At 37.7% G+C, this 11,815-nt stretch carries 18 protein-coding genes and 1 pseudogene; 4 read left to right on the top strand and 15 right to left on the bottom strand.

Translation table 11 applies throughout. The annotated features are described in order from the left end of the window. Positions 1-40: 40 nt before the first annotated feature. On the bottom strand, positions 41-487 hold the full coding sequence (locus tag E5329_RS26045; protein WP_330572368.1) for a tyrosine-type recombinase/integrase: 447 nt from the start codon (positions 485-487) through the stop codon (positions 41-43). Positions 488-489: 2 nt separating this feature from the next. Beyond that, positions 490-708, bottom strand: a complete 219-nt coding sequence (locus tag E5329_RS26050; protein ID WP_135992130.1) for a site-specific integrase — start codon at positions 706-708, stop codon at positions 490-492. 144 nt (positions 709-852) lie between these two features. On the opposite strand from E5329_RS26050, the gene E5329_RS26055 reads away from it, so the two are divergent. Together E5329_RS26055 and E5329_RS26060 are read left to right on the top strand one after the other, a co-directional pair. After that, positions 853-1,221, top strand: a complete 369-nt coding sequence (locus E5329_RS26055) for a BlaI/MecI/CopY family transcriptional regulator (RefSeq protein WP_135992131.1) — start codon at positions 853-855, stop codon at positions 1,219-1,221. An 18-nt stretch (positions 1,222-1,239) separates the two neighbouring features. After that, on the top strand, positions 1,240-3,048 hold the full coding sequence (locus tag E5329_RS26060) for a BlaR1 family beta-lactam sensor/signal transducer (protein WP_135992132.1): 1,809 nt from the start codon (positions 1,240-1,242) through the stop codon (positions 3,046-3,048). A 15-nt stretch (positions 3,049-3,063) separates the two neighbouring features. Here E5329_RS26060 and E5329_RS26065 read toward each other — a convergent pair whose 3' ends face one another. The 7 genes from E5329_RS26065 to E5329_RS32730 form a co-directional block, all read right to left on the bottom strand. After that, the gene (locus E5329_RS26065; RefSeq protein ID WP_168356779.1) at positions 3,064-3,903 is read right to left on the bottom strand and encodes a metallophosphoesterase; all 840 of its coding nucleotides are present in this window, start codon (positions 3,901-3,903) and stop codon (positions 3,064-3,066) included. A gap of 208 nt (positions 3,904-4,111) precedes the next feature. Further along, positions 4,112-4,783 carry a nitroreductase family protein gene (locus tag E5329_RS26070; protein WP_135992134.1) on the bottom strand — a complete coding sequence of 224 codons (672 nt, stop codon included), beginning with the start codon at positions 4,781-4,783 and terminating at the stop codon, positions 4,112-4,114. A 6-nt stretch (positions 4,784-4,789) separates the two neighbouring features. Then, positions 4,790-4,873 carry an ArsR family transcriptional regulator gene (locus E5329_RS32725; RefSeq protein ID WP_408634705.1) on the bottom strand — a complete coding sequence of 28 codons (84 nt, stop codon included), beginning with the start codon at positions 4,871-4,873 and terminating at the stop codon, positions 4,790-4,792. 24 nt (positions 4,874-4,897) lie between these two features. Beyond that, entirely contained in the window at positions 4,898-5,896 is a 999-nt protein-coding gene (locus tag E5329_RS26080) for a class D beta-lactamase (RefSeq protein WP_135992136.1), read from the bottom strand. Further along, entirely contained in the window at positions 5,871-6,125 is a 255-nt protein-coding gene (locus E5329_RS26085) for a hypothetical protein (RefSeq protein ID WP_135992137.1), read from the bottom strand. The genes E5329_RS26080 and E5329_RS26085 overlap by 26 nt, the downstream gene beginning before the upstream one ends. 40 nt (positions 6,126-6,165) lie before the next feature. Further along, positions 6,166-6,531: a hypothetical protein gene (locus tag E5329_RS26090; protein WP_135992138.1), complete on the bottom strand. Its 366-nt coding sequence runs from the start codon at positions 6,529-6,531 to the stop codon at positions 6,166-6,168. 41 nt (positions 6,532-6,572) lie between these two features. Then, positions 6,573-6,803 (bottom strand): hypothetical protein, encoded by a 231-nt coding sequence (locus E5329_RS32730; protein WP_408634704.1) that lies wholly within the window; start codon positions 6,801-6,803, stop codon positions 6,573-6,575. Positions 6,804-7,297: 494 nt separating this feature from the next. Between E5329_RS32730 and E5329_RS30105 the strand changes: the two genes are divergently transcribed. Next, entirely contained in the window at positions 7,298-7,495 is a 198-nt protein-coding gene (locus tag E5329_RS30105) for a hypothetical protein (RefSeq protein ID WP_168356778.1), read from the top strand. Here E5329_RS30105 and E5329_RS32365 read toward each other — a convergent pair. Further along, positions 7,472-7,642 (bottom strand): annotated as a pseudogene (locus tag E5329_RS32365) (helix-turn-helix domain-containing protein); the annotation flags it as partial. The gene E5329_RS30105 and the pseudogene E5329_RS32365 sit on opposite strands and share 24 nt — an antisense overlap. A 314-nt stretch (positions 7,643-7,956) precedes the next feature. Between E5329_RS32365 and E5329_RS26100 the strand changes: the two are divergent. After that, on the top strand, positions 7,957-8,301 hold the full coding sequence (locus tag E5329_RS26100) for a phenylpyruvate tautomerase MIF-related protein (RefSeq protein ID WP_135992140.1): 345 nt from the start codon (positions 7,957-7,959) through the stop codon (positions 8,299-8,301). Between the two features lie 567 nt (positions 8,302-8,868). Here the strand turns inward: E5329_RS26100 and E5329_RS31915 are convergent. The 5 genes from E5329_RS31915 to E5329_RS31180 all read right to left on the bottom strand — a co-directional run bounded on the left by E5329_RS31915 (position 8,869) and on the right by E5329_RS31180 (position 11,255). Next, positions 8,869-8,985: a DUF6194 family protein gene (locus E5329_RS31915; protein ID WP_330572369.1), complete on the bottom strand. Its 117-nt coding sequence runs from the start codon at positions 8,983-8,985 to the stop codon at positions 8,869-8,871. Between the two features lie 7 nt (positions 8,986-8,992). Beyond that, positions 8,993-9,304, bottom strand: a complete 312-nt coding sequence (locus E5329_RS30110) for a TipAS antibiotic-recognition domain-containing protein (RefSeq protein ID WP_168356780.1) — start codon at positions 9,302-9,304, stop codon at positions 8,993-8,995. 175 nt (positions 9,305-9,479) lie between these two features. After that, the gene (locus tag E5329_RS31175) at positions 9,480-9,614 is read right to left on the bottom strand and encodes a MerR family DNA-binding transcriptional regulator (RefSeq protein WP_275443763.1); all 135 of its coding nucleotides are present in this window, start codon (positions 9,612-9,614) and stop codon (positions 9,480-9,482) included. A gap of 329 nt (positions 9,615-9,943) precedes the next feature. After that, on the bottom strand, positions 9,944-10,291 hold the full coding sequence (locus E5329_RS26110; protein ID WP_275443765.1) for a GNAT family N-acetyltransferase: 348 nt from the start codon (positions 10,289-10,291) through the stop codon (positions 9,944-9,946). Between the two features lie 715 nt (positions 10,292-11,006). Next, positions 11,007-11,255 (bottom strand): hypothetical protein, encoded by a 249-nt coding sequence (locus E5329_RS31180; RefSeq protein ID WP_275443766.1) that lies wholly within the window; start codon positions 11,253-11,255, stop codon positions 11,007-11,009. Between the last annotated feature and the right edge of the window lie 560 nt (positions 11,256-11,815).

Consider the following 11,815-nt stretch of genomic DNA (forward strand, 5'->3'; position numbering starts at 1 on the left):
AATTCAGGAAGTGCAGGAACAGTCAGAAATCTGTGAGGATTTACTGGCTTCTTAAACATATAAACTTTTTACTCTCAAGTATATAATTATCTTCTGAAAAATCTATACCGCTTTCACTTTCTTCCTTTGGGGTTTCGGCAGTATCTCCATACACATCTATGGTAATGATTTCTTTCGCATGTCCCATTAGCTGTGATACCGCATTGTGATTGAAATTGTTCTTTAATAATATGGTACAGAATGTGCTTCTCAAATCACACCATCCTATATCGGGCAGTCCATTATCCTCCAGCAGCTTTTTATAATGCTTCCAATGAAAATCTTTGCTTCTCGGACGTCCATAGGCAGAACAGCAGATATAATCCAAATCCTGAAAAGCGCCAGACCTCCTTCTGCGGTTCTTCTCATATACTTTTCTTTCTTCCAGAATTGCTTCAAACACATAATCCCGTATGGGTATGGTTCGGTAGCTGGACGGTGTTTTCAATCCTATTTCCTGATTTGTAAACGTCTTAGCCGGGAAGCCATTGAAACATTTTCTTCAATCCTGCTCCCTTCTTTTATGATAGGGTTCGCAACAATCTGTCTGCTGATTTTCACACTACGTTTTTCTAAATCAAAGTCGGAAAATTTCAGGCCATATATTTCACCTTTTTGCAATCCCCAAAGCAGTTCCAACAGAATTTCCCGCCCCTTGTTTCCCGCCAAAACACAACTTTCAGTTTTAAATCCTACATATGCAATATTTTAATTATTATATATGTAGGATTATATGACAAGGCCTTTATTGACTTTTCGTTCTTTCTACATTATAATTTATTACACTAGTAATATTTTAGGAGGTGTCTGTGAATGAAAGATTTGCCCCAAATTTCAGAAGCTGAATTTGAAGTTATGAAAATTATATGGAAATATGCCCCAATCAGCACAAATGAAATAACAGATCGTTTAGTAAAAACGACAACATGGAGTCCTAAAACAATACAGACATTGATAAAACGCTTAGTGACCAAAGGCATTCTATCATACGAAAAGCAAAGCCGGGTATTTGTTTATACGCCATTGGTAGACGAAGCTGAATATATAGGGCAGGAAAGCAACACTTTCCTCAACCGTTTTTATGACGGTAATATTACTGCTATGCTCTCCGCCTATATTAACAATGACAAGCTGTCTGAAGCTGAAATTGATGAACTCCGCTCTCTTCTTTCCAAAAATTAAGAAAGGTGGGAAACCGCTGTGGCAGAATTTATGATTCAGTTTTTCATATGCAACATTTTTATCAGCGTTATTATCGGAATACTCCTGCTTGCCAAACATTTGTTAAAAAATAAGCTGACCAGCCGGATGCAATATAATTTATGGTATTTGCTGCTTGGCTTATTGGCTGTTCCCTTTATTCCGGTTCAGCCAATCCGCTTCCTGCAAATTTTCGCATGGTTCGGGAACTTTAAAAATGCATCCTCATCCCCCATTGGAGATATGATCAATGAGACTGCTCCCACAAACCAGTCTGTTACTGCAAATTGGATGAACGATTTCAGTATATCCCTAAGCAGAAGGACGCCTTCCACAATCGGTTTGATACTGTTTATCCTATGGTGCATAGGTATTTTTATCATGATATTGTTAATTACAAAATCAATGCTCCGGTTTCGCAACATGAAAAACTCTTCGCTGCCATTGCAGAATCCTGCTGTACGCAGACTGTATTATGAATGTTTAGATGAAATGCACATAAAAAAGCCTATTCCAATTTACAGTACGGCATTTTTGAAATCGCCTATCATTGCCGGATTATTGAAACCGTGTATTTATATGCCGATCCATCTGATTTCAGACTATAATGCAAACGATATAAAATATATGCTGATGCACGAGCTTGCGCATTACAAATACAAAGATGCACTGGCAAATTATTTCATGAATATAATTGGCATCTTATACTGGTTCCATCCGCTTGTATGGTATTCACTGAAAGAAATGAAAAACGACAGAGAGGTCGCCTGTGACACTTCCGTATTAAAACTGCTGAATGAAGGGGACTATGAAGATTACGGAAATACATTGATTAACTTTGCAGAAAAAGTGTCGCTTACGCCATTTCCTTTTGCAACCGGAATCAGCGGAAACATGAAGCAAATGCAAAAACGGATTTTAAATATTGCAAATTACCATCCGGCTTCTTTCCGGAAAACTTTGCATAGCGCCGCCTTATATATCATCATTGCTTTTTTGCTTTTAGGAACTGCCCCGATCCTGTCTACACAGGCTTCGGAAAATAACCGCTACCACTTTAATGAAACGAACCATACTGTTACATATATTGACTTAAACGATGTTTTTGAGGGATATAATGGCAGCTTTGTGTTATACGATGCAGCCGAAGATTCATGGCAGATTTATAATAAAGAATATGCCACCACACGTATATCCCCTGCTTCCACCTTTAAAATATACAGTGCTTTATTCAGTCTGGAATCCGGAATTATATCCCCTGAACAATCGTTGATTCCTTGGAATGGGCAGAACTATATGTATGACCTATGGAACACTGACCAAACTTTAGAATCTGCTATGCAAAATTCTGTAACATGGTATTTTCAGGCACTTGACCAGCAATCCAGTTTGCCCTCCATAAAGGAGTATGTTAAGGAAATAGGCTATGGCAACCAGCTTGTTGAAGGCGACATATCCTCTTACTGGATCAATTCGGCACTGAAAATATCGCCTGTCGAACAGGTCGAAATGCTGACAAAATTATATTACAACCAGTTCGGATTTACACCAGAAAACATCAAAGCCGTCAAAGATTCCATCCGTCTTTATTCTATGGATGAAGGCATTCTTTCCGGAAAGACAGGCACGGAAGAAATAGATGGGCTTAATACCTCCGGCTGGTTCATTGGATATGTGGAAAAGAATAATCACACTTACTTCTTTGCCACAAATATCCAAAGCGACAAACTTGCTTCAGGTCCTCTTGCCACAGAACTTACTTTTTCTATCCTATCTGATTTAAAATTATGGGATACCTATCAAGAATGAGGGGCGGACAGCTCCTCATTCTTTTCTGATAAGATTCACCTCTATAATCTCCGGAACGTTCAGAAAACGAAATGGATACTTTGTCATTCCAATACCGCTGCTGACATACATTCTTGCAAATGTATCCGCACTAATATCCTGCGTGTCATATAATCCCTTTATAAATCGGTCTGAACCGCTGGGAAGGAGCTTTTTTGTAAAATATGGCACTGATACTTGTCCACCATGCGTATGTCCTGATAATATAAAGCTCTCACCGGAACCTTCAATCAATCTTGAAATAACAGGTTCATGCGTTGCAATGAGATGAAAATAATCACTTTGAATATGATAAAAATCTTCTTCTGTCTGCCCCAGCAGGTAATCATCAAATCCGATTATTTCCATATTAAATTCTTCAAGAAATACCGTTTCGTCATCCAGCACATGGAATCCACAGCCATTCATAAAGTCTGCATAAATACGAACTGCACCACCGCCGTAATCATGATTTCCGAATACTGCATACTTTCCGGTTTTTGCTTCTATCCGGCCTAATTCCGTCTGCAAATATTCCAAATCCAATATCTCTCTGTCACGTGCATAATTATCCAGCAGATCCCCGCCGAAAATTACAATATCCGCCTCCCTTTCATTGATCATTTCCACAATTCTTTCTATATGCTTTTCATCATACAATTCTCCAAAATGTGTATCTGTAAAAAATACTACCCTGCAATTCTCTATATCCATATCCGGTTCGACTGTAATTTCTTTCACAACCAATCTTTCCGGTTCCATATACCGGGAATAACACACAATTAAAATCATAAATATAAATACAGTTCTAAATAAAAGCTTTGATTTTTTCTTCATAAAATTTATCATTCCTTTCGCTTCGCTCAGGACCAAATAAGTGGGACTTTGAGTCCGGACTTATAACGCATATGAGATAAAGAAGTAAAAGAAGTGTAAAAAATTTTTCCGTTCCCTATCCAGCTGACTGCCAAAAAGATTGGGCTTTAAGTGTGGGACAGTTCGTCCATGAGGCAGCTGTGCACAGGCTTGTTTGTGACGGGCTTCGCTATTGTAATCCCCAACTGAAATTTTCCTTTCCAGCTCCTATTTCAAAATGACATTTTGCAATCCCCAAATCTATTTTGGTATAAAATCCTATGCCAGCCTTTGCGGTAACAGAATTGCCTTTTAGCATAAAACAGAATTTTTGCTGGTTTATTGCAGTAGGAGCAAGCAGAGCCGCATTGATACCTTTTTGAAACCATTCCGGTATAGGAACATCTGCTTTCATCACTGCTTCAGGCTGTTTGATTTTGTGTTTGGTTCCATTTGTTTCCCCATAACCTATGGCAATGACAAGACATAATTTTTCATTCTTTCCTATTTGAAAAGCAGTATGAACCTTACTGTATGACAGTGCTACCCAACAAGTATTCAGTCCAAGCTGCTGCGCTCTCAAAACAACTTTCTCTCCAAAATAGCCGCATCTTTCCTCTAACCCAGCTCCTTTTTTTCCAACCATAGCAATATAATTTTTAACGCCAGAAAAATTCCCATAATGTGCCATAAATCCGTCAAATGCTCTTGGCTCATTCATTACAAGCTGCATATGCAGCCCGCTTTCTTTGTTGCATTGCTCGATATAAGACAGCAATTCTATTTTTACATTGTTGTCTATCGCCTTTTCGCTGTAAGAACGGACAGAATGCCTTTCTCTGATTGCTTCCATTAAATCCATAATCATTTACCTCCAATACCTGCTTTTTAATATCTGCATGTGATGTGAAACGGCTGGACGCGATAGATTTGTTTTTTCTGATATATCCATAAAGAAAATCAAGACGGATATTCATTAGCGATTATAATATGACACAAGCTTAATCGCAATTTCCTTTGCCAACGGACTGGATACGTTCATACCGTCTGTCCTTCCAAGACGCACACAAAAATATAGATTCCCCTCTGCGGTTTCTGCAAATCCGGTAAACCACGCATCAACAACAATGCCCTCTGCCTTGCCCATCCCTGTTTTCCCATAGAGCAAAATATCGGTCTGCTCCTGCTCCGTTACCAGCATGACCTGTTTCAAATCATTTTGCGTTTCTTCTGAATATTCCGAATTTTCACCAAAGATGCGTTCCATTACCTCCGTCTGTTCTTTGGGAGAAATCAATAAAGACGATTCAAGCCAAAAACCCGTTAAAACCCGGTTATTATTGTTTGTATTCAACCGCCCCTCCCAATCAGAAATATCACAATTGCCATACTGAAGCTTTTCCAATTCCTCCTGCATCCTGTCTTGCCCAATATCATCTATGAGCTGCCTGTAATACCACACGCAGGAGGTACGGAATGCTTCACTGAAATCAATATCCCTGTTCCAGTCCTCGTTCCAGAATACTTCGCCGCTCCATGTCCGGGTAGAGTCCTCTGGGTCAAGGATTCCTTGTTCCAGCGCAGTCAGGGAAGATATAATCTTAAAAGTGGAACAAGGCGACCGTCTGGTCTCTGCAAGCTCGTCATTATAGATTGTATACCTCCTGTTAGAAGCATCATATATCACCGCTGTTCCGTTCAGTCCGTTAAAATATTCCGACCAGTCTGCGTGGGCAATCTCCGGCTCCACTTCCATGTCTTCCGTATCATCTTCCGTATCTTTTGTATTTTCCTCTAACGAAACATTACCTGATTCCATTTCCTGCCGCTCTTTTTTTTCTTCCCCCATTTCTTCTTTTACATCTTCCACAACAATCCTTTCTTCTGTACTGTGTTCTTTCGAACAGCCCGTTAAAAGAACTGCACATGCAAATATCCAATATCCCAATTTAAAATAGTTGTTCCGCTTTTTCATAATTGCCTCCGCTGTTCAAAGAATAACTTTCATTTTCCATATTTTCAGATACCTGCTCCTGAACCTCCTTCTCTATAATAGCACTTTCTGTTTGAATGCCCTCCACTGTAAATTCAAACTGCCCGACTAAATGATTCTCAAAAGAGTATTGGGCTGTAACTGTTTCTCCCCCTCCATAATCAAATTTGATATTCAGGTCAGTGACACTTAACTCTTTTGGCAGTATCACATATAAATTATCTGCATCAAACTCTGAAATAACACAATTCTCAAAGATTGGGTTTAAGAATATGCGAGAATGCTTCTCCCCCGGTATAAACCCTGTCCCAATCTTCTCCAATTTCTATCCCTGTCAAAGACTGGTTATTTTCTGATATGTAGGCTACTGTCCTCTCCGAAACATCTCTTGCCAAAATAATAGGCATATATTTTTTATACGCATTTACTGACAGCATATATCTTATCCCGACAATGGTTAAAATTTCCTCCCTTGTGAACTCTTCTGGCAGCCCATATTCTTGTAATTCTTCCTCAGAATATGCACTTTTTCCCGTCCCATAAAGCGCAAATTTACTATTTCCTAACAGAAACCCCATCATATCATCTGCACTCATATCCATTTGTTCCGGTGTCATATCATCAGGATCTGCTTTAAACCGTGCTAAGGCTCTTCCTGTTACGGTATATACATAATCACCATTGTAACGGTATAAACCAATTCGTTATATGCCAAAGCTTCCCCATTACAGTCATATATATTTCCTCTTGTATTGTGATCTCTTACTGTTCTGGTAATCTGAAGTTCAAAATCTTCCGCATATTTTTGTCCGTTTACAATTTGCAATTCAAATAAACGATGAATTAATATCGAAAAAGAGCTGTAATTATTATTTGCAATGTGAAACACCTTATATTTTGATCTCTCCTTTCACTATCCCTTAATAGCTAAATAATCTTATAGAACCTGCTTTCTTTTCCTGATAACATCATTTCTTTCTCAAACCTCTCTAAAGAAATCTTTCATTATTTAACTTTTTTGCATAAAATATTACACAGGTAAGATTTTCAAGCAAAAAAATTTGCTCATATATGAGAACAACCATATAAATATTACATCAGTAAGATTTATATGTCAAGTGATTTAACAAAACCTTAAGATTGCATTTTCTTACTTCAATTTTATTTTACATATTTTTTACAATTCCAAAAGTATGTATCGGCAAAAGGGAAACTATCTGATATAAAATCCCCTTTCGCCTCTTTCTTAGTATGCCATACCACAGACTACGTCCGCAACCTAACAAAAAATCAAAACCACCCTTATTTAGATTGAAGTGACCATCAACAACCCAAGGGATTTCAAAGTCCCAAAAACTACAGAAAAGCCGCAGGAAGGTGGGAATGATCCAGGTGAAAAAATGGGTACCCATGGGGAAAGGCATTACAAACCTTTACCGATACGTGGAGGTCAGCAGGGCTATCATATATTCCGGATTCAACCTGTTGTCAGAAGAGACCATCAAAGTATTAAAAGTCATATCCTGCGGTGAGTTCCTCCTAAATGGTTTTAATAACAAAAGTATCTGGCAAAGACTTTAGAAAAATTACAGCAGAGATGGCAGTCAGGTCTTTACACAAGTATTTGGCAATGTCCTTGAAGGCACAGCCTTTATTCAGAGAGTTTTCAATGTATATACGGTCTTCAAGGGTAAGATGTTTCTGGTTACCAGGAATATATTTGCTCAAAAAATCTCCTCCTGCTGCTGTCAGAAGGAGACATAACTGTATCACCAATATATAAAGGAGTAAATATCAACTGTGCGAATGTAAATTCCACCAGAGAATCAGGGAGTGAAATTTAAAATTTCCTTTTAGGAAAAAATATAATTTATCCAAAAACAAGAAATTTCCTTTTTTTTGGTGTATAATACAGGTAAGAATCTGGCAGATAACCTGCCTTAATATCTCAAAGGAAGAATTTCCTTTACGGCTAATTCTTTAAACGAGGATTTGGAACAGACACTCCAACAAAAATATCAAGAAATGAGGAGGGCAAATTTATGCCATTTATTAATTCAAGAGTCAGCGTGCCTATGACAGAGCAGCAGAAAGAAGCTTTAAAGCAGCAACTTGGAGAGGCAATCTCTATTATTCCAGGAAAGTCCGAACAGTGGCTGATGCTGGAATTTGCCGACAACTGTGATTTATATTTTCAGGGAGACAACACACTGCCTGCAGCTTTTGTTGAAATCAAAGTGTTCGGCAGCATACCCACAGACAGCCTGGACAAGATGACAAAGACAATCTGCGGGATTTATGAGGAATGTTTACAGATTAAAAAAGATCGTATTTATGTAAAATACGAAGAAAGCTGTAAGTGGGGCTGGAATGGAAGTAATTTTTAGGAAAAAATGCTTTGCTTTTAAAGTGTAACGACTTATCCTTTTCATGCGATCGGTGGCGCATGGACAGAAAACACACTGCTGCACATAAAACAGTTTCTTCGTCAAGACGGCACCGTCATCGGAAATAATGTACGAATTGACCGGGAAAGCGTCATTATGCCCAGAATGAAAATTAGAGATGGGGCAACCCTTGCAGCTTGGCAGACATTCTTCCTCTGTTCTGTGACCCTGACCTGACAAAGGTAAAGAAAGTATTACAAAAACGCTTCGTATAATCTCATTTGTTAGGAAGGCAGCAAACCCCGTTTTCCTGCCGTGAAAATGCCCTTTTCGTCGGCAATGGCATTTTCACGGCATGCTGACAGAGCGTATAACCCACGAATATACCAGTCTGCATCTGATACGAGAAAAATGCTGCACCTGCAATATCTTCCGCTATCCCCAGGGTCCATAAAAAACTGTTTTTATTTTTCGCCAATGTCAGCGATATTTCGGCGGCCATCCTTATTCATTGGCTGACATTCTAATCTTAAATCTGCTTGCTTATTTAATTTTTAGTCTTAAAAATCACTTCTTGGGTTTCTTAAATTTCTCCCTTGCATACTCATAAGCTTCTTGAATATATGGCTTCAGTTCCTCAAAAGTTTGTTTTGAAGGATTCAGCACACATATCCAGTCCATCATCTAAAAACTAAATGCCATAATACTTTTGAATGGCATACGCAACATATTCAGAACAGCCGATTCCAAATTGATTGTCTGTCGCTTCTGCCAATTTGGGAAATTCCAGATATTCATTCGCCAAATCCAGAAGTATATTCCTTACATTATCAAGGCGAAACATTTTTTTATAATTCTCAGCAAGACGTTCAACTGCTTGTTTCGCTGCATTTTCATCTTCAGATTCTTTCGCTTCCATAAATTGCTTGTAAATTTCAGCATTTTCATCCTGCTCCTGTTTCAACTCCTCTGTATTTCCCGTTGACTGCATGATGGCTTCCATTGCTTTTTCTTTACCTCCATACCATTTGAATACATCTGTAAATGCCTGTTCATTTGAAAATCCAGATGCCAGATGCTCCCGGTATTTTTCTATGCTGCCGTATTTTTGTATCTGTCCTTCTTATCTTCCAACGGAATCTCTAATTCTTTAAAGAACATAATTTCCTGCAACCTTTCTAATGCCTGTTGTCGTATAAGCGGTATCCTGCATCTGTGAATTCTGTTGGCTTTAACAAGCCTATTTCATCATAATATCTCAGCGTCCTTATACTTACCCCTGTTATCTCCGACACGGCCTTTACAGTCTTCATCACTTCCTCCTTTCATTTTCATTCTAAACCGTTACGTTACGAGAGAGTCAATACATATATTCTAATTTTGTGTACATGGGAAAACATTTTTTAAGATAGTACCAAAACTATAAATTAATATGATTATGAAAAGCCATTTTGCAGTCACTTTAGAAAACTATAGTGGCTTTTCATTTAAAAAGGGTTCCTGAGAAACCTCCGAAACCCTTGAATTTACTGAATAAACTATGATTACTCAATGATAGAAGCAACACGATCTGAAGTAATAATCAAGGAAAAGCTATTTGTTCTTGTCACCACCAAGTGACAAACCGGAAGCTGTCTACTTCTTATACTGTAATCCAATATCTTTTCATCTTGCCTCCATCAATATCTATGGTTTTCTCATAAACCCCACCACTAGCAAGTATTACTTTTTCACTGGCTACATTTTCAATATCACAAGTGATAAGAAGTTTTTCTATTCCCATTGATTTTGCATTTTGTAAATTTAAACGAAGCATTTCTTTTGCATAACCTTTGCCGCGTTCAGAAGGACGCACTGAATACCCACAATGCCCTCCCCACGTTCCAAGAATAGGATGATTTATGTGATGACACAAATCTATCACACCTACAACTTTATCATCTCTCTTGCGTACTGCTAAGTATGTATGTGAAGGAACATTTGTCCCCACATCACCACATGTTTTTTCACTTTTTCTAAGTTCACATCGATTATCCTATGGACCTTTCTGCTGATGAAATGAAAGCTGTTGATAAAGCTATTTCTTTATCGCTTGGCATAAATCACCATTATCACACATTGCAAAATATGTATACGATAAACTACAATATATTGAAAAACTGAAAAACAATCGCACCTTGCTACAAACTGATTTGGATTCAAAGCAACAACAACTTGATAAATTCCAAGAATTGCTTGATGCCTACCATTTTTCAGATATTCAAAATTTAGCAGATCTTTAAAAAAATCTCTAAAAGAAATGTAGAGAAATTTGAATTTTCATGCTAGTATAAGGGTACAAGAAAAGTGTTCACGAGTGGAACGCTAATATAGTATTTCAAACAAGAGAACTACGAGCGAGTTCCTTTATTTTATCTATACATAATTTTTTTCCTTCAACATAAAATATTATTACAATTCTTCTTTGGACGTGTGCCAAAGGATTTTTTGTAATTAAGCAAAGGGAGTCACGAGCGGACTCCCTATATATTTACAATTTCTTAACCATATTATCTATAGCCTTTAAGCATTCACTTATTTTGTCAGCATTAACTTTAACATCTACATTATACACCGGATAGTTTCCCTGTTTCAGAAAGCAAATGCCCCAAATGTGCTCACACAACACCAGCTGTATTAAAATCGCGTAATGGTATTGAATAATACTATCTTAATTTATCCTTACTATTTATTTGAACAGTGGACGGTACAAAATAATCAGTGCATTTTACATATATATCATACATTGCGGATACTGCAGCATCTGATAATGCGGCAAATGCTTTTGCGGGACCATCAAATTGAGTTAATCGATTACCTATTAATAAATGTATTTTAGGAACACGAACACCTTGTTTTTGCAACCTCTGCAAATGTCCAAGAACCATAGATTGGATGTAACGAATTTGTTCCATGCAAAAGCGCTATCATTGCTGAAGCTGCCGTTTTTGATGAATCATCTGTATTAATTAGTGTTAATAATCTATTTACAGCGACAACTGCCATTTGCGTGTAAATACTAAAACTTGGATTAGGCAACTTTGCACCACGTCCATTTGTTATTACTGTACTTACATAACCAACAACAGATTTTGGAACTGCTCTACTACACAATTCAACAACCCTCTAATCTCCTACTGTTCCACCACCTAATAACATCATACTAGAATTAGATTGGGAACACAAATCTATAACAAAAATTTTTTCATTTGGATGTGCTTCCGCATATCTCATAGATAAATGAAATCGTACTTTTCCCTGCACCGCCTTTATTATTCCATAAAGCGTAACTATTTATTAACGGCATTTCTTCCCTCTTCGCAAACATTTTAGAGCCAAAATACAGCCACTTCCATTATATCATAGATTTCAGAATTTGAAAAAGGGCTTTCCTATTCTTAGGAAAGCCCCATAAAATCTCAATGTCATTAACTTAAGGAAAAGAACAATACCGGATGTCTTTACACCCATTCAT

The organism is Petralouisia muris (assembly GCF_004793545.1).
Taxonomy (GTDB): Bacteria; Bacillota; Clostridia; order Lachnospirales; family Lachnospiraceae; genus Petralouisia; species Petralouisia muris.

Coding starts and splice junctions, on each gene's coding strand:
- E5329_RS26055 (WP_135992131.1), top strand. CDS start 853: ATGAAAGATTTGCCCCAAATTTCAGAAGCTGAATTTGAAGTTATGAAA.
- E5329_RS26065 (WP_168356779.1), bottom strand. CDS start 3,903: ATGAAGAAAAAATCAAAGCTTTTATTTAGAACTGTATTTATATTTATG.
- E5329_RS26070 (WP_135992134.1), bottom strand. CDS start 4,783: ATGGATTTAATGGAAGCAATCAGAGAAAGGCATTCTGTCCGTTCTTAC.
- E5329_RS32725 (WP_408634705.1), bottom strand. CDS start 4,873: ATGGATATATCAGAAAAAACAAATCTATCGCGTCCAGCCGTTTCACAT.
- E5329_RS26080 (WP_135992136.1), bottom strand. CDS start 5,896: ATGAAAAAGCGGAACAACTATTTTAAATTGGGATATTGGATATTTGCA.
- E5329_RS26090 (WP_135992138.1), bottom strand. CDS start 6,531: ATGACACCGGAACAAATGGATATGAGTGCAGATGATATGATGGGGTTT.
- E5329_RS30105 (WP_168356778.1), top strand. CDS start 7,298: ATGATCCAGGTGAAAAAATGGGTACCCATGGGGAAAGGCATTACAAAC.
- E5329_RS26100 (WP_135992140.1), top strand. CDS start 7,957: ATGCCATTTATTAATTCAAGAGTCAGCGTGCCTATGACAGAGCAGCAG.
- E5329_RS31915 (WP_330572369.1), bottom strand. CDS start 8,985: ATGATGGACTGGATATGTGTGCTGAATCCTTCAAAACAAACTTTTGAG.
- E5329_RS30110 (WP_168356780.1), bottom strand. CDS start 9,304: ATGGAAGCCATCATGCAGTCAACGGGAAATACAGAGGAGTTGAAACAG.
- E5329_RS31175 (WP_275443763.1), bottom strand. CDS start 9,614: ATGAAGACTGTAAAGGCCGTGTCGGAGATAACAGGGGTAAGTATAAGG.
- E5329_RS31180 (WP_275443766.1), bottom strand. CDS start 11,255: ATGGAACAAATTCGTTACATCCAATCTATGGTTCTTGGACATTTGCAG.